At 42.7% G+C, this 17929-nt stretch carries 15 protein-coding genes; 1 reads left to right on the top strand and 14 read right to left on the bottom strand.

Annotated elements, in window-relative coordinates; all coding sequences use genetic code 11:
• Positions 1–2: 2 nt before the first annotated feature.
• The 11 genes from ligA to rfbC all read right to left on the bottom strand — a co-directional run bounded on the left by ligA (position 3) and on the right by rfbC (position 12786).
• On the bottom strand, positions 3–2018 hold the full coding sequence (gene ligA, locus ASL14_RS15530) for an NAD-dependent DNA ligase LigA (protein ID WP_134912273.1): 2016 nt from the start codon (positions 2016–2018) through the stop codon (positions 3–5).
• Positions 2019–2105: 87 nt separating this feature from the next.
• Positions 2106–4430, bottom strand: a complete 2325-nt coding sequence (gene pcrA, locus ASL14_RS15525) for a DNA helicase PcrA (RefSeq protein ID WP_134912272.1) — start codon at positions 4428–4430, stop codon at positions 2106–2108.
• Between the two features lie 41 nt (positions 4431–4471).
• Entirely contained in the window at positions 4472–5182 is a 711-nt protein-coding gene (locus ASL14_RS15520) for a heptaprenylglyceryl phosphate synthase (RefSeq protein WP_134914557.1), read from the bottom strand.
• A gap of 128 nt (positions 5183–5310) precedes the next feature.
• Positions 5311–6183 carry a phosphatidylinositol-specific phospholipase C/glycerophosphodiester phosphodiesterase family protein gene (locus ASL14_RS15515; protein ID WP_134912271.1) on the bottom strand — a complete coding sequence of 291 codons (873 nt, stop codon included), beginning with the start codon at positions 6181–6183 and terminating at the stop codon, positions 5311–5313.
• Positions 6184–6290: 107 nt separating this feature from the next.
• Entirely contained in the window at positions 6291–7691 is a 1401-nt protein-coding gene (locus ASL14_RS15510) for an undecaprenyl-phosphate glucose phosphotransferase (protein WP_134912270.1), read from the bottom strand.
• Complete coding sequence (locus tag ASL14_RS15505) at positions 7688–8596, bottom strand: glycosyltransferase family 2 protein (RefSeq protein ID WP_134912269.1); 909 nt, start codon at positions 8594–8596, stop codon at positions 7688–7690. Before ASL14_RS15505 ends, ASL14_RS15510 begins: the two co-directional genes overlap by 4 nt.
• 249 nt (positions 8597–8845) lie before the next feature.
• Complete coding sequence (locus ASL14_RS28135) at positions 8846–8938, bottom strand: putative holin-like toxin (RefSeq protein WP_219727884.1); 93 nt, start codon at positions 8936–8938, stop codon at positions 8846–8848.
• Between the two features lie 188 nt (positions 8939–9126).
• On the bottom strand, positions 9127–10038 hold the full coding sequence (locus ASL14_RS15500) for a glycosyltransferase family 2 protein (RefSeq protein ID WP_189338164.1): 912 nt from the start codon (positions 10036–10038) through the stop codon (positions 9127–9129).
• A gap of 191 nt (positions 10039–10229) precedes the next feature.
• A complete protein-coding gene (gene rfbD / locus ASL14_RS15495) occupies positions 10230–11102 on the bottom strand; it encodes a dTDP-4-dehydrorhamnose reductase (RefSeq protein WP_134912267.1) in 873 nt (290 codons plus the stop codon).
• A 1-nt stretch (position 11103) separates the two neighbouring features.
• Positions 11104–12123, bottom strand: coding sequence for a dTDP-glucose 4,6-dehydratase (gene rfbB / locus ASL14_RS15490; protein ID WP_134912266.1), 1020 nt, complete (start codon positions 12121–12123; stop codon positions 11104–11106).
• A 117-nt stretch (positions 12124–12240) separates the two neighbouring features.
• Positions 12241–12786: a dTDP-4-dehydrorhamnose 3,5-epimerase gene (gene rfbC, locus ASL14_RS15485; protein ID WP_134912265.1), complete on the bottom strand. Its 546-nt coding sequence runs from the start codon at positions 12784–12786 to the stop codon at positions 12241–12243.
• 83 nt (positions 12787–12869) lie between these two features.
• Here rfbC and ASL14_RS15480 point away from each other — a divergent pair, with 83 nt between their 5' ends.
• Positions 12870–14744 carry a hypothetical protein gene (locus tag ASL14_RS15480; RefSeq protein WP_134912264.1) on the top strand — a complete coding sequence of 625 codons (1875 nt, stop codon included), beginning with the start codon at positions 12870–12872 and terminating at the stop codon, positions 14742–14744.
• 72 nt (positions 14745–14816) lie between these two features.
• Here the strand turns inward: ASL14_RS15480 and ASL14_RS15475 are convergent, their stop codons facing one another.
• From ASL14_RS15475 to ASL14_RS15465, 3 genes are all read right to left on the bottom strand, one after another.
• Positions 14817–15917: an acyltransferase family protein gene (locus tag ASL14_RS15475; protein ID WP_134912263.1), complete on the bottom strand. Its 1101-nt coding sequence runs from the start codon at positions 15915–15917 to the stop codon at positions 14817–14819.
• A gap of 65 nt (positions 15918–15982) precedes the next feature.
• Positions 15983–16711 carry a sugar phosphate nucleotidyltransferase gene (locus ASL14_RS15470; RefSeq protein WP_134912262.1) on the bottom strand — a complete coding sequence of 243 codons (729 nt, stop codon included), beginning with the start codon at positions 16709–16711 and terminating at the stop codon, positions 15983–15985.
• A gap of 13 nt (positions 16712–16724) precedes the next feature.
• Complete coding sequence (locus tag ASL14_RS15465; RefSeq protein WP_134912261.1) at positions 16725–17861, bottom strand: glycosyltransferase family protein; 1137 nt, start codon at positions 17859–17861, stop codon at positions 16725–16727.
• Between the last annotated feature and the right edge of the window lie 68 nt (positions 17862–17929).

The raw sequence follows: 17929 nt of genomic DNA, 5'->3' as shown, positions 1-17929 counted from the left end.
AATTATTCTTGCTCCAGCAGTCTGATGAACTCATTCTCATCTTCTATGGTATCAATTCCGAGCTGTTGGGCCTTGGCCAGCTTACTTCCTGCCTTTTCACCAGCTATGACCAAATCCGTCTTTTTGGATACAGACCCAGTCACATGGGCTCCGAGTGCCTCCAGCTTAGAAGCAGCTTCATCACGCGTAAGCTGATGCAAGGTACCTGTAAGCACAACCGTTTTGCCGCTGAAAAAACTGTCTGTCTTCTTCTCCTGAGGAGCTTTGGGAGCCTGAGCCTTCACCCCTAGGGATAACATCTTTTCAATTCCCGCTTGGGTAAATGGATCAGCAAAGAAGGCAACGATACTTTCAGCTACAATCCCGCCCACATCCGGCAATTCTATTAATTCCTCTACCGTAGCGGACATGACCTTGTGCAAATCACGGTAATGATCAGCCAACATGCGTGTAGTCGCTTTACCGGTATTCGGTATACCAAGGGAATAAAGGAATGAAGCCAAATCCCTCTCTTTACTCTGCTCAAGCGCTGCCAGAAGGTTATTGGCTTTTTTCTCACCAAATCGCTCCAGCTTCACAAGATCATCGAATTGAAGTGTATACAGATCCGCAGGCTCGCGCACTTCCAGTTCGTCATGCAACTGGATTGCCGTTTTGTCGCTGAAGGTTTCAATATCCATGGCATCACGTGAAGCAAAATGGGAAATACGAGCCACAATTTGTGGCTTACACCCCAGCTTATTATCGCAGAATAAATGCGCCCCTCGCTGCTGCAACGGGAATCCACAGGCCGGACAATGATCCGGTACGATAATTTCCTCTCCGTCGTCCTCAGACGTAACTTTTCCCAAAATTTCCGGAATGACATCATTCGAACGGCGGATAAACACACGAGCGCCCAAAGCGAACTTCAGATTTTTCCGCTCGATATCCCCAGCATTGTTTAGTGTACAATTTTGTACGGTGACTCCCGCCAGCTCTACCGGTTCTACCCTTGCCAGTGGCGTAATTTTACCCGTACGACCTACATTCCACTCAACAGCGTTAAGCACCGTGGTCGTTTCCTCCGCCTCGAACTTATATGCCACTGCCCAGCGCGGAAATTTATCGGTATAGCCGAGAACCTCACGTGTGCGCATATCCGTAATTTTGAGTACCGCCCCGTCAATGAGATAATCCAGTCCGGCACGAGACTCTTCGATATCAGTCAGTTGTTCCATAGCATTATCAAAATCATCAAAGTAAGTCAAATACGGATTCACCTTAAAATGATTGTCACGCAGGAACGTCATCATCTCTTGGTGGCTGCTAAACTGGATGCGGTCCGCGTACCCCACATTGTAGAAAAATGCATTCAATCGTCGCTCTGCTGTTGTTTTGGGATTCAAATTACGCAGAGCACCTGCTGCGGCGTTGCGTGCATTTTTAAGAGGGTCCACAGCGGTCTCATTATATTTCGCCAGCACAGACAGATTCATAATACCTTCTCCCTGTACTTCAATGGTCCCATCCTGAAAAGGAATCGTAAGCGGCACGGATTTAATGGTTTTCACCTGTGCCAGTATTCCCTCGCCCACCACGCCATTGCCGCGTGTAGAGGCCTGTACCAGCTTCCCGTCGGTATAAGTCAGGTTCAGCGTCAGTCCATCAAATTTAAGCTCTATCGCATATCCTGGAGGCGGTAAAGGCTGCTCCGGGTTCTTGGTGTTGTAATCGTTGACCAGCTTCACGACACGCGCGTTCCAGGCACGAAGCTGCTCCACATTCTGTGCTTTATCCAAGCTCCATAATGGGGCGAGGTGGCGATGCGGTGTGAAGCCTTTGAGTAACTCCCCGCCCACACGCTGTGTCGGCGAATCCGGCAGCACAAGACCGCTCGTCTGTTCAAGCGCTACCAGCTCGTCATAAAGCACATCATATTCTTTGTCGCTGATCTTGGGCTCATCCAGTGTGTAGTAATGATAATTATATGTGTTCAGCTCAGCAACAAGCTGCTCCATCCTGTGCATTGGGTTCATGCAGGCGTATCCCTCCGGGAACTTCATCAGGACAGATGCCTAAGCCAACTGCCGCTGTGAGATTCGAGATTTAATGATGTTTGAGATTTATTCTACTTTTGTAATCGGTGCAAAGCCAGCCAGTAGGCGTTTAACCCCTACCGGAGCCGGGAAAGCGATCTGAAGCTCCATATCATTGCCTGTACCTTTTACAGCTACAATGGTTCCAATTCCCCACTTGCCATGCTGCACCTTGTCTCCGGCAACAAAAATGGAGGGGCCTCCTGCCGAAGCAGCCGGAGTTGGTTTCGCGGATGAAGATGTTGTAACGGTTACGCGGGGCGACGCGGAAGCGGACGAACCACTACGGCTCATCGTATCAAAGGAACGTTCTCCGCCAAAGTTACTACCGTTGGTTTTACCCAGTCCACGTCCGCCATAAGAGCCGCCTACATTGCCTGAGCGGCGATAGCGGTCACGTTTGATAATTGTATCCTCTTTGAGCTCTTCCGGAATCTCTTCGAGAAAGCGGGAAGGCGGATTAGCGGTGGTACGGCCAAACAGCGTGCGCATCTGTGCGCATGTAAGAAACAGTTGCTCCTCTGCACGGGTAATCCCGACATACGCCAATCTACGCTCTTCCTCCAGCTCTTCATTATCCAAAAAGGCCCGACTGTGAGGGAATACCCCCTCCTCCATACCGACAATAAATACGATTGGGAACTCCAGTCCTTTTGCGCTATGCATGGTCATCAATACAACGGCATCGCTTTGTTCCTCTTCATCGTCATTCATGGAATCAATATCCGCGATAAGAGCAAGATCGGTCAGGAAGGAGACGAGTGACTTGTCCTCCGCTCCTTTTTCAAATTCCATCGTTACTGACAGGAACTCATCAATATTCTCCAGACGTGAGCGTGATTCGAGCGTATTCTCGTTTTGCAGCTCCAGTCGATACTGGCTGGTTTCCAGCATTTTTTCCGTTAACTCGGTGACCGAGAGATTGTCCACCATCCGACTTAAGCCTTCGATCATATCGTAAAACTCGACAAGCGCATTACGCGTACGTCCGGCAAAGCCCAAATCGTCTACCACCTGCAATACTCGGAAAATAGAAACTCCACGCTCCGCTGCGGCTGCTTGCAATTTACCGACCGTTGTATCCCCAATACTCCGTTTTGGCACATTAATGATTCGGATCAAGCTGATATCGTCATCAGGATTGGAGAGCAGGCGAAGGTACGCCAGCAGGTCCTTAATCTCTTTACGATCATAGAACTTGATGCCGCCAACGATCTGGTACGGAATATCCGATTTGATCAAAATTTCCTCGACCACCCGCGACTGGGCATTGGTACGGTACAAAATAGCATGATGGCTATAGGTTTTGCCTGCATTGATATTTTTATGAATTTCGGAGGCGATAAAATAGCCCTCATCATGCTCGGAGTCAGCCCGGTAAACTTTAATCTTGGCCCCGCCTTCTTTGTCAGTCCATAGTTTCTTCGGCTTGCGACCTGTATTTTGACCAATCACTTCATTGGCAGCATTCAGAATATTCGAGGTTGACCGATAGTTTTGTTCCAGTAAAATGGTACGCGCTTCCGGATAATCCTCTTCAAAGTTCAAAATGTTGCTGATATCCGCCCCGCGCCAACGATAGATGGACTGATCGCTGTCACCTACTACGCAAATCCGGTGATGCTTGTCAGCCAGCATTTTACACAGCATGTACTGCGCACGGTTCGTATCCTGATATTCATCGACATGAATGTATTGGAATTTTTTCTGATAGAAATCAAGCACCTCAGGTACTTCTTTAAATAGTTGAATCGTTGCCATGATCAAATCATCAAAATCAAGAGAGTTGTTGTTCTTGAGACGTTGTTGGTATTTGGTATATACCTTAGCCACAATCCCCTCAAAATAGTCGCCAATCTTGCGCTCATACATTTCAGGAGTGACCAGTTCATTTTTAGCTGCGCTCATCATGGACTGAACCGCTTTGGGTTCGAATTTTTTGGTGTCTATGTTCAGATCCTTCATGCAGTTCCGAATGACAGACAACTGATCCGTGGAATCGAGAATGCTGAAATTGGAGGTAAATCCGATTCGCTCGATATCCCGACGTAAAATACGCACACACATGGAGTGAAAGGTGGATACCCACACATCTCTCCCCTGCGGGCCAATCAGCTTGGATACGCGATCCTGCATTTCACGCGCAGCCTTGTTTGTAAAGGTAATCGCCAAAATGCCCCATGGAGCCGTCTTGCGGGTCGCGATGAGGTAGGCAATCCGGTGCGTAAGCACTCGGGTCTTTCCACTGCCTGCCCCAGCCATAATCAGCAGCGGTCCGTCTATCGCCTCCACTGCCTGACGCTGAGGCGGATTGAGGCGGGCTACAGCCTCGTGTATATCTATTGATTGCATGCGTGCATGCTCCTTTCTGCAAGCTTCCATAAAATCACGTTCTATACTTCCAACTTCACAGCTACCGTCTCCAGCGCTTTCGCCAAGTCACGGTAAATGATATTCCCTACTACAATGGTGTCACAAACGGCAGCCGCTTGTAACGCGGTAGATTTATCCACGATACCTCCTCCGTATAGGACACGGGCGCACTCCGTACTGCGATGTATTTTTTGTACCAACTCCATATCCCCAAACGTACCGCTATACTCCACATATACAATTGGCAGGTGCATGAGCTTGTCAGCAACCTGTGCATATGAGGCGGCAGATGAGACATCAAGCGATGTATCCGCCCCTGTAAGCTTGGCGACCGTGGAATCACCGTTCAAAACAATATATCCTTCCGTCACAAGTAAATCCCAAGGGATCATATAACCAAACTGCTCAATCGCACGCTGGTGCTGTCCTACGATCCAATTACTGTCTGTGGTATTGAGCACCATTGGAATCATATACAGATCAAACCCGGGCACCACAGCCTCCAGATCGGACACTTCAAGCACACACGGTACCTCGTAACGCCGAACCCGCGACAGCAAATCCACCGTATTTTCATAGGTAATGCCCGATGAGCCTCCTACCATAATGGCATCCGTACCAGACATGCATATGGCATCCAGTCCCTCATCGTCCAGTTCCTTGTCAGGGTCCAGCTTAAATACATGCCTCCATGATTGAATCGAATCTGCCAACACACATTCCTCCAGCATCCATTGTGCTTTTGCCACGATCCGGTCTAACCGGATTCCAATATCCAAAAGCGTTCTATGCTAAGTCTATGACAGTGCACAAAAGGTGTCAATGTTCGTATTAGATGGGAACACTCTGTTCACACATCTCAGGGCCGTAACGCATACAGCCAACTGCGTTTTTGGAGTTCTTTTTCCATTAAAACATCCGTATAGAATCCGCGCACACCCATCTGTTCGTAGTCAGCGGCATCTTTTAGATCGTTAATTGTATTTACGTAGCACACCGCCCCCGCCTGCCGCAAGCTTTCCACTAAAGTACCACTAACTCTGTTCTCTGGTAGAGTCACTGCTGTTATATCGTTTTGTTGTACAAACCGGATGATTTGGTCATCCGTATCTTCTGTCGCATAAAGCGTATAAATAATGGAGGTATAGGGATAAATGCTACGCAGCGTTCGCAGCATTTCCTCGTCATAAATTTGCGGGACGATGCGAGATAAAAGTTCCGGATTTTTCTCCTGTGTCTGACGGGTCAGTTGCGCAAACAACTGTTTTATTTGGGCCGGGTCCTGTTCTTTTGTATCGGTCACGACATAGGCATCCGGGTATTTCTCCAATAGACCCAATACATCATTCCAGTCTACCGGGGTATAGGAGCCGTAAATGGGGGTGTTTTTGAATTGTTTGTAGCTCCAGGGCTTCCCGCCCTGTTCTTTACCAACTGCCTGCTCCTGCTGCATTTGCTCTGTAAAAGACTCCGTCCATTCATGGCGCGCCACCAAATGCCCGTCCGAAGTAAACATCAGGTCGACCTCGAACACGCGGCTGCCTTTTTTATAATTATTCATAAACGCTTCACGCGCATTGGTATAGGCTAAACCGTCAACGGCTCCCATAGCATGCGAAATCACACGATGAGTGGTAAAACCGGTATGCTCCTCCGTGGATTGCCCTTTGTAAGCCAATAAAAACGTGCCAATCAACATTAATAGAATTACCGCCGCAATCAGTCGTTTCATAGGGTGTCACATCCTTTTCGTACAGGTCAATACCCTGCATGCGCACACTTAAAACAACCTCCAGACACAAAAACACCCTCCGGCTGAACCGAAGGGTCAAATCTGGATTAATACGCATTCTTGAAACCGTTGCGGATGGTGCGGAAAATAATTTTAATATCGAATAAGAGCGACCAATTCTCAATATAGAAAATATCATGCTTAATCCGTTCCTCAATGGACGTGTCACCACGCAACCCGTTGCTCTGTGCCCAGCCTGTAATACCAGGACGAACATGGTGCTTCACCATGTACTTTGGAATCTCCTCGCGGAACTGATCCACGTAATACGGGCGCTCCGGACGAGGGCCGACAACGCTCATATCTCCTAGCAGCACATTAAAAAATTGCGGCAGCTCGTCGAGACTCGTTTTACGAATAAAGGTGCCAAAGCGAGTACGCCGGGGATCATTGGCCGTAGTCCAGCCTGTATCCTCAGTCCCTGGTGGCAATACCTTCATCGAGCGGAATTTGTACATCATGAAGGTACGCCGATTTAGACCCACCCGCTCCTGTTTGAAAATGACCGGCCCTCTCGATGTCGTCATCACGCCAATCGCCACTGCCAGCATAACCGGAGAAGTTAGAATAATAGCGAACAGCGAGAACAGAATATCGAACAAACGTTTAAACAATCGGTTCCCCGCCACATCCAGCGGAATATCCCGTACATTGATCATCGGCATGCCTGCAAAGTTATCAAAATACGGTCGAGACGGCAAGTAATCAAAAAAGTCGGGAATGATGAGCGTGCGCACCCCAGCCTTTTCACACATGTTGATAATCTTGGGGTACTTATCATGTGCATCCAGCGGAAGAGCCAAAATGACCTCGTCAATCATCATGCTCGACAGCGTAGCTTCTAACTGATCCAAGCCTCCAAGGATTGGGCGGAAATGCTCTTCTTCCTCTTCATCCCAGTGGCGCTTATCATCCAGAAAACCCACCACTTCATATCCCAGATCAGGATACTGTCCAAGATTATGATAAAAACGCTGGCCCAGAGTACCCGCCCCGAGAATGAGCATGAACTGCTTGTTGTAGCCTTTTTGGCGGAGAGCTTTAAGTACCTGCTTCAAAAAATATCGATAGAATAAAATAAGCAGTACGTTCCCAATCATATAGATCGCCAGATAGGACCGCGAAATGTCAATTTGCTTTACGAAGAACATGACACTCAACAGCACGAACAGGCCAACAATATGAATCTGGGTGACGCGAAATACGTCGTCTGCAAAACGTTTTTTACGTTTGGGTGAATAGAGAGAGAATAGCATCCCCAGCACTACGGCAATCAGACCGTAAATTAAGCTCCAGCCTCCATAGACTTGAATAGGAAGCGGCTCTTGATAGGTAATCCATTCACTTTCGAATTTGAAGAACCAAGCGATCAGGAAGGATAACTGAATGACCGCGAAATCCGCCACAATATACAATTGGGTTAAAAAACGTTGATTTCTGCGTATCATGCTTTCACCTCGGTACGAGATTGTTCGCCGCCGTCCGGCTTGGCCGGTGCAGTGAGCTTATTTTTCAAAAAGGCCATTCCAAATTTCACCGTAATTCCCGTGTATACAGCCATGTTCGTGATCCAGCTATACTGCTGTTTATAATGCTTGCGGTGGAATACCCACATGGCTCTATGAAACTCGTAAATAATTTTCAAAGGACGACGACGAGCGCTGCCTCCTTTGATATGAATAATATATGTGCGTGGATAGTAGTAAATGCCCCATCCCGCCTGCTTAATCCGGTAACACCAGTCAATGTCCTCACCATACATAAAGAATGTTTCGTCCAAGCCGCCGACCTGCTCAATCGTCTCCCGACGCACCAGCATAAAAGCACCCACCAGCACATCCACTGGATACTCATCATCCGGGCTCAAGTGCCCGAGCTGGTATTGATTGTACTTGGGGTTATCCGGGTAACGCTTCGACCAGCCGAAGGCGTAATAAAAGGAGGCAGACGGCGTTGGAAACCCACGCTTGCAGGCCTTATCCAGCGAACCATCCGGCAAAATAACCTTGCAGCCCGATGCTCCTATCTCCGGATGCGTGTCCATGAACCGAATCATCGTATCAAGCGTGTGCGGTTGCACCAACGTATCGGAATTCAGCAACAATACGTAACGCCCGCCCGCTACCTCGATGCCCTGATTGTTTGCCCTGGCAAAACCTGTGTTATCCTCATTGGCAATCAACGTAATCTCCGGATATGCAGCACGAATGGCTTCCACAGACCCATCATTGGAGTGATTATCGATAACAATCACTTCATATCGATATTGCGTCTCTGACGCATACACCGACTGCAAACAATCCAGCGTCAAACGGCATGTATTATAGTTGACGACCAGTATGCTTACATCCATATTTAAAACGCTCCTGACAAATTCAGTAATCTATTCTACTATCGACTATTATAGCATACCCCCGCAGGGCGCGGGACGCAAAAAAGCACATAACTTGTAACCTTACACAGTTGAGGTATAAAAATCATCGTGGTAAGATATACATGGAAAAAGGGCTGGTGCCAGCCAGCCCCTGCGCAACCAACGCTCCAAGAGCGGACGGTTTTGGAACAATCAGGCCGAAAATAGACCCTTCCTTGCGGGGGCGGTCTATTTTCGTTTGTTAAACTCTAACAGTGTGACGATCAACGCCCCGAACGTCAGCATTAAACTGAGCGCCTCAAACACTGTCACAGGCTTCACCCCCCTCCTCGGGAGAGTTAGCCGACCGCCCTTGCCAGCCTATATCGGTTGCACGTTTCAATTATACTATATTTTTCCATAAAGGAACATGCATTCGATGGTATTTTATCTAGTAATCATTTGCACCTTTGATTATTTGACGTTTATATATGGAAAAAAGTTTCAATATTTTTCTTTCCATCATACCTCTATAACTTCCCCAGTATGAAAACCAACTTATAAATCCAGTTGTCAAACCGTGACTGCCTATAAAATGGAGACTGCCAAATGTATTTTATACGAGAAAATACGCCCTTTTGGTAGCTGTCCAGGAATTGTTCCATATCTTTATACATTCGAGGAGACAGGTCTTGTCCATACAGTTGAATGAACTGTCGGGCTTGTTTGCTTAGAATATAGCGATTTTTTCCTTTTATAAATCTACTTAGTCTTTTCCTCCACTTGCTTACCCAGCCATCGGTAGAACCTCCCAACACATTGTTTTGATGCTGCCGATACCAAATGGACGGTTGAGGGTCAAAAACAACCTCACCAAAAGAGGAGGTGCATAAGTAAATCCACCAGTCATGCATAATAATGTTATCCAAAGAAGTCGGAATTCTCTTTTTCACGAGCTGGAGTGTTTCTGTATTGATCACCATGGTACAACCTACACATACATTCTCAATGAGAGCATTATAGAAGGATAAAGGTCGGGGTATATCAGCTGGCCATACTTTGAGTGGTTCCAATGTTTGAGAGACCATTTGTGTAGCAGAACAGTACATCAGCGGCCGGCTCCCATCCTGATTCCTGAGATGAGCCACAGCCTTAGCAAGTTTGTTCGGCATCCACACATCATCCTGATCACAAAAAGCGTAATAGTCGAATGTCTCAGACGATCTTTGAATCAAATCAAAAAAGCTTTTAATAACCCCTACATTGCTCTCGAGGCATAAAATAATCTGTTGAGGATAACGTTTCTTCAGCACTCTCAACTTGGCAACCGTATCATCTGTCGAGCCATCATCACGAATTAGAATCTGAACTTCTACATCTTTTTGATTTATGAGACTTTCTATTTGCTCATCTAAATAAGCTGTTCCATTATATGTAGACAATAAAATTTGTACGTTAGGTCTGTTCAGAGTAATGACCTCCTTCTTTTAAAATGTGTAATAGAGGGACAATATGTTCCATCTGCCTATACATTATAATGCTCATCTTCCTTAATCAACATAGGCTTTAATATAATAAAATCTCCCAATCATGAACTGATGGGAGATTGTTGATATTTATAATTAGGTTTTAATTACTCGGATTTACTAAGATACTCCTGCAAAAAATCACGTAATCCCTTACGCCAGTCGCGCAAATCATTCAATCCATTGGTTCTGATCGCTATATGCTCCATAACAGAATTACGTGGCCGCGCTGCTGGTCTGGGGAATTGCTCTGTGCTGCACGGCTCCAATTTCGCTGTGATCTTGGCATCTAATATTTCCGCCGCATCCTGTAAAATAGCGTGCGTAAATTCATACCAGGTACAGGAGCCACTATTGGATGCATGGTATACGCCATACTTCTCCGTTTGAATCAATTCCGCCAAAAAACGTGCCAAATCCACCGTATAGGTAGGTGAACCCTTCTGATCATTCACCACCTGTAGGAGCGGCTTCTCCTGTCCAAGCTTCAGCATCGTTTTGACAAAATTGTTCCCGTGCAATCCATATACCCAAGATGTACGAACAATAAAATACCTAGAGGAAAGTGTTTGGGTCAATACCTCTCCCGCTCGTTTGGACTTTCCGTAGATACTCTGCGGATTGGTATTATCGTACTCATGATATGGCTGCTTTGCCGTTCCATCGAACACATAATCTGTGCTGATATAAACAAGCTTGGCTCCAACCTTTTCCGCAGCCAGTGCCATATTACGTGTACCTGCCCCGTTGACTTGATAAGCCCCGTCTACATCGGTCTCCGCTGCATCCACAGCCGTGTACGCTGCACAGTGGATTACGGCTTCAGGTTGATATTGTCCCACAATCTTCACAGCCTGCTCCAAATCAGTGATATCCAGCTGCTCCCGATCGTAGCCAAAGACATCATGTCCTTGCTCCTGGAAAACCTTTACTACGTCTTTACCAAGTTGACCGGATGCTCCAGTAACTAATACCTTCATTTTACGCATCCCCCAAGCGGGAACCATACTGCTTTGCATAATATTGTTGGTATTCGCCGGATTGGATGCGAGTCCACCATTCTTTGTTGTCCAAGTACCAACGAATCGTTTCTTTAATACCCGTTTCAAAAGAGTGTTTTGGCTTCCAGCCCAGCTCGTTCATTGTTTTGGTTGGGTCAATACCATATCGACGGTCATGACCCGGACGATCCTGCACATACGAAATTAGAGATTCTGGCTTGCCCAGCTCCTCCAATACCGTTTTGACGATATGCACATTTGTCCGCTCGTTATTTCCCCCGATATTGTATACCTCACCAAGCTTACCCTGATGAATGACCAGATCAATTGCACTGCAATGATCCTCTACATACAACCAGTCGCGGATGTTCAAGCCATCCCCGTAGACCGGTAACTGTTGGTCGCTCAACGCACGTGAGATCATCAGCGGAATCAGCTTTTCCGGAAACTGGTATGGGCCATAGTTGTTGGAACAACGTGTGATATTCACTGGTAGACCAAAGGTTTCATGGTATGCACGCACCAACAAATCCCCGCCTGCCTTGGAAGCAGAGTAAGGGCTATTAGGCTGCAGCGGAGTTTCCTCCGTAAACAACCCTGTTTCCCCCAAAGAACCGTACACCTCATCTGTCGATACCTGTACAAACTTGGTTACGTTATATTTCTTAGCTGCATCCAACAGCACCTGTGTACCCAATACGTTTGTTTTCACAAACACTTCCGGTTCCAAAATACTCCGATCCACATGCGACTCTGCCGCAAAATTCACTACCACATCAATTCCCTGCTGCATCATTTTGTCAATCGTTTGCGCGTCGGTAATATCCGCTTTCACGAAGGTATGATTGGGATGATTTTCGATTGATTTCAAATTTTCCAGGTTACCTGCATACGTAAGCGCATCTATATTTACAATTTCGTAATCTGGATGCTTTTTTAACATATACAATACAAAATTACTGCCAATAAATCCGGCACCGCCGGTGACAAGAAGTTTCATACAGACCTCCTAAAAAGTGCTTTAATACATATAACATATGCTTCTGAGCTAATAAAGGAAAAACATTGTTCAATTATTTCACAGCTAGACGCATGGTACAAAGACCAGTTCCGTCATCTATTCGAAATTAATATCCGCATCAGCCAGCGCCGCTTGCTTCTGATCCTTTTCCGAAAGGATTGCATGGGAAGTTGGCCAATCAATCCCCAGTGCAGGGTCATTCCAAAGAATGCCACGATCATTTTCAGGTGAATAATACTCGTCGACTTTATACAGCACCTGGGTGTTAGGAACAAGCGTACAGAACCCATGAGCAAAACCTTTAGGCACCAATAACTGACGTCTATTGTGTTCGCTTAAGATTACCCCGATCCATTGACCGAATGTTGGAGAGCTTTTACGAATATCCAAAATCACATCGTAGATAGCTCCAGAAAGCACACGAATGAGTTTGGTCTGTGCTTTAGGATTAAGCTGGTAATGCAAACCGCGAATCACACCGGCTTCTGCAGACATGGATTGGTTATCTTGAATAAAAGCATGGTCTATTCCGTTTTCTTTCATGATCTGTTCATTGTAACTTTCCATAAAAAAACCACGGTGATCACCATGAACCACAGGTTCAATGATTTTTGCACCTGAAAGTACTTCCTTTATTATCATTCACGAAACCTCCAACATCTTGAGTATATACTTTCATTTATGATTACTATAAAATTAATAAGCACACTATATTGGGAGGGAATATGCTTTTGAATTTATCTAGAGTTAATAAAAATTTTGTTTGGTCCTATTTGGTTTTGATGTGGCTACTTATCCCGATTCTAATACTGTTTAAAGTCGATTCTTACTATATTTCCATATTATTCGGTCTAAATATTGCGCAGTCGTTTGTCATAGGTGCTACATACATTTTACACATTAGTGGTATCTTAACATATGCCAAGAAAGAAATAATGGTGCAGTACCTAGCTTTTGGCGGTTATCTAGTTGGGATTATATTCATTTACGCCTTCCTTCAAAGGGAGCATTTCATTTATTATTGGGACTTTTCAGCCTATTGGAACACATCCATACAATTTAATAACCTTTTAAGTACAGATTTTATAGCAGCTTCTAAACAAATCTATGCAAGTATTTTGAGAGACGATTATTCCGTTTTCCCAACAGTCTTTCTGGCCTTACCTTTAAAGTTCTTAGGTACAAGCTACATGAGCTATGTCTTGGCAATCTATACCTGCTTCTTGTATCCTTCTTGTTTGATACTTTTCTTATTATGTATCAAGATTGCTGATCAAATCCAGTTAAACACAAAATTGAACGTTTTTATGATCTTTGTACTTACATTTACCTTTCCAATTATGATAGCTCCTATGCTAGGTGGATATCTGGATTCTATAGGACTTATTTTTATTTGCTTGTCCCTTGTTATCTTATTTAATAATGATTTTGAACGCTTAAATTTAAAAACGGTTTTACTCTTAGCTTCTTGCCTGGTATTACTAACATTCACAAGAAGATGGTATGGGTTTTGGATCGTATCTCTTTTTGGCTCGATCAGTATCGCCTTTTTGTTCAAATGGATCCTTGAAAAAGAGTTTCGCTTCAAGCAGCTCTTACAGGTTATTTTAAATTTTTTCATTATAGGATCTTCAAGCGCACTATTTCTTATCATATTCTTCAATGAATTTATTCAAAGAGCCCTAACCAATAACTTTAAGAACGCCTACTCGGCTTATTATTTTGGTGACGTCATAAGTAACTTACAAAATTTATTTTATCATTATGGAGCCTTCATTTTTCTGATAGCTCTTGTCGGTTGCATAGGCTTGTTATTCATTAGCAAAACTAGGTATTTATCAATCTTCTTAGTTACGAACTTATTTATTACGTACTTTCTTTTTACAAGAATTCAAAGCTTAGCTTCTCAGCATTATTATCTTCTTACAGTGAACGTATTAATTCTATTTATTTGTGGCGTTATTCTTATACTAAACTATTTGTCCAAGATAAAGTATGCAAAAAATGTTTTCTTAGTTATTCTAGTTTATTTAGTCGCTTGTAATTTCTTGGTAACGTTCACTAATGTGAATGCACGGCCTGTTACCTATTTTTCTTCTTTATTCAGTGACTTTAAACAAACACCTAGAGTAAGAACAGATATACCTGTTTTAAAACAATTAACGGCTTATCTTAAGGAGATCTCATCAGAGCAGCATAAAGTATATGTTCTGTCTAGCTCTGGAATTCTTAATGATGACATACTCAGACAGATTGAAATGCCTGACAATAGCAACGCTCTTCCATTTATGAATTTGACCCATCACGTTGATTTAAGAGATGGCTTTCCAGTTTCGTTTTTTGAGTCCGATTATGTTGTGATTGCATTACCTACACAATACCATTTAGGTGAAAGCGGTCAAAAAGTTGTAGGTATACTCGCAGAAGAGGTAATGAATGGATCTCTTAAAAATAATTATAAACCTTTAAAGAGCTATACTCTTGATAATAACGTAAAAGCCATAGTATTGAAAAAGACATCATCCATCACGAAAGAAAAAATTGAATTTATACGTTCACAATTCAAAAAAATATACCCTGATAATCCAGATCTTTTCTAATTCAATACAGATGTCGATGCAGACCAAAAAGCCCTCGAATAAAAATCGGGGGCTTTTTGGTAAAGTTAATTATTAAGCATTCTTATAAGGAATAGTTGTTGTTTTAGAACTGCCAAAACTAAACTTTTTGCCAATCAGGAAAGGTGAGAATCTATTAAATAGTTCAATAAAAAGAATACAACTTAAGAAGACAAGTAAGGTAGAAATAACAACAAATGAAATTCCATCTAAATACATATTTGTTTTAACAGAAAACATCTCGTAAAAATTCACATTCTCCCAGAAGCTAAGTATTAATCCATGCAGACCAAATATAATCAGAGAATTTTTACCAAAATAGGATAGTAAGCTAGATGACTCGATTTTTTTGGATAAGTATATATAAAATATTAAACTAGCCAATACCGACAGATAAAATAATACATAATTATGTCCATAGTAATTTCCTGACATGCCTGGTTTATCATTTATTAAGAATAATAAAAGACCCAGAAAACCCGCCGCGTAAGCAAAATATGGTTTGTTAATTCTGATTTTTTCAATAAAATACTGTTCATTCAATTTGAATATATAACCACAAATAATTAAAGAAGCTGCATTAATTGACGTGCCAAATGACCAAGGAAGCGCATGTGTGTCAAGCTTACTTAAGAATGCACCAAGTATGGTTAACAATATCCAAAATACATACATATAACTTCTTTTTGACGAAATTTTCAAGACTAAGTACGAAATGATCTGGGCTAAGAAGAGACAAGGTAGGAACCAAAGAGACATATTTAGAATACCCAAGTGATTTCCATCTGCATATAAAAAAGTTTCAATAACAACCATTGGATCAAGCGTTCCGACAATCCCCATCCAATGCATCCAACCAAAATACAATAGTGAGCATATATAAAGAGTCGTATATGGTAAAAGGATTGTTTTGATTTTAGACCACAAAAAACTACTAAACTTATACTTTTGAAAATTAGAAGTAAACCCAGAAGCAAAAAAGAAAAGAGGCATATGGAAGGAATAAAAATAACCTATAATAAAGCTCTTATCCATCAACTCATTCCCTTTAAAACCATGAGGCACCAAATGTGAGAAAACTAAAAAAATAATTGCCAATCCCTTTAGTACATCCACCCACTTTATTCTAGCTGGAAGAGCATTCACAATTTGCATTTAAACAGTCTCGCTTTCTTAATTATTTAGTATCACCATAAGATATCTTTAGTTCTATGATAATACTAAGAAAAAAGCTCATAATTCATTTCACTTACTAATTTGTTAGCAAGCATCAATGAACTATGTGTTCCCGCATCAGTCCACCAATTCTCTAAAATATCAAATGTAAGTTGGTTTCGTTGAATATAAGCGTTATTAACATCTGTTATTTCATATTCTCCTCTTGCTGAAGGAGTCAAGGTCTTGATGATATTGAATACAGAGTGGTTGAACATATAAATGCCCGTAACTGCATAATCACTCTTAGGAATCTCCGGCTTTTCTTCAATATTTACAATGTTATCGCCTTGTAATTCTGGTACTCCATAGCGGTTAGCATCAGGCACTTTATGAAGTAGTAATTTCGCTCCTGATTCTTGAAGTTTGAATTTTTCAACAAAGGATGATATATCATCTTTAAAAACGTTGTCCCCCAAAATAACAACCATCTTGTTATTGCCAACAAAATGCTCAGCTAAAAGCAAAGCCTGTGCAATCCCCCCGGCTTCATCTTGCACTTTGTAAGTCAGAGTAACTCCAAGGTCGACACCACTTCCTAAGAGATTAACTACATCTCCCATATGTTCCTTTCCGGTAACGATTAAAATATTATTTATATTCGCCTTTTTGAGCTTATCAATAGAGTAATATATCATCGGATATTTACCAATTGGCAACAAATGTTTGTTTGTAACTTTAGTAAGGGGGTATAATCTAGATCCAGTTCCTCCAGCTAATATAATCCCTTTCATATCTAAGTTCCTCCTATTGAAGCTCTTTTATAAGCAGCTCCATAATGGTTTTTGCACGAGCTTCCCAACTATTATGGACTACGAAGTTTTCCAGTTGCTCTTGATCATAAAAAGGGAATTGCAGGGTATCTATATCTATTAGATATTTTCTTATTCCCTCTAAACTATTATATAGATAAACCCCCTTCTGATTTAAAAGCCTTGTTTCTTCGCTAGCCACCGCTAATATCACTTTATTAAAACTCAGATACTCATAAACTTTTACTGGATTGATCGTATCGATTCTGTCCGAATTCCTCAAAAAGGGGTATAAACAAACATCAAAAGCATCAATAATCGCACCAATTTCTGATTTAGGGACAGGCTCATAATATTTAATCCTATTATGCTGTTCAAAATTATAATTCAGGTTATTTCTCCCAACCAAACATACAACAAATTTCTCATCAAATTCAGTAATAGCCTTAACCGCTTCCACATCAAACCAGTGGTCAATCGCCCCCACGTATCCAAAAATGTAGTAGCCTTCGTGCTTTAACCATTTTAACTCGCTAACAATCAAGCTATTTACATTTATATTTAGTATAGCTGTATCTACAGCATTTTTCACCAAATAAGATTGTCTACTCAATGTTTGAGAATGCTTATGCAAATGGTTACTTGTAGAAATAACAAGGTCTGCCTTGGCAAGTAATTCAAGTTCCCACTTTTCGAGCAATTTCTTCATCAATGCATTGTTAGTTAGAAATACATAGTCGTCCATTCGATCAAACACAATCTTCTTCTTATTATTTGATTTAATAAGAGGATAAAAGACGGGACTTCCCAACCAAATGATATCTGCATTGGAAACTAAATCTTCCAACTGTCTCTTTTCAAACCATTGATTCATATGAAATAGGTCTAAACTTTCAAAACTTCTAGGTAATCTCAGACTGCCCGAAGGCCTGAATATTTGAAGACTATCATTTATGGTTTGATTTCTTTTTTTATAATCTGAGTTCTGCCTTACAATACTATTAAGTATGCTAATGGATGGTTCTACAAAGGTGATGTGAACCCCCGGCATTTTAGCAAACTCTTCGGCCAAATGTTGCGGACGTTGTTTTAAATCATCCCAATAGATCGGAGAGAAATATAAAATTTTCAATTTCAACGCTCCATACTAATAAAGGCGCCCCTTATTTTTTATAAAAGAGGCGCCTTTAAAATTTTATT

Origin of the sequence: Paenibacillus sp. IHB B 3084 (assembly GCF_001447315.1) — a bacterium.
Lineage (GTDB): Bacteria > Bacillota > Bacilli > Paenibacillales > Paenibacillaceae > Paenibacillus.
This window is presented reverse-complemented; position numbering and strand designations above follow the sequence as displayed.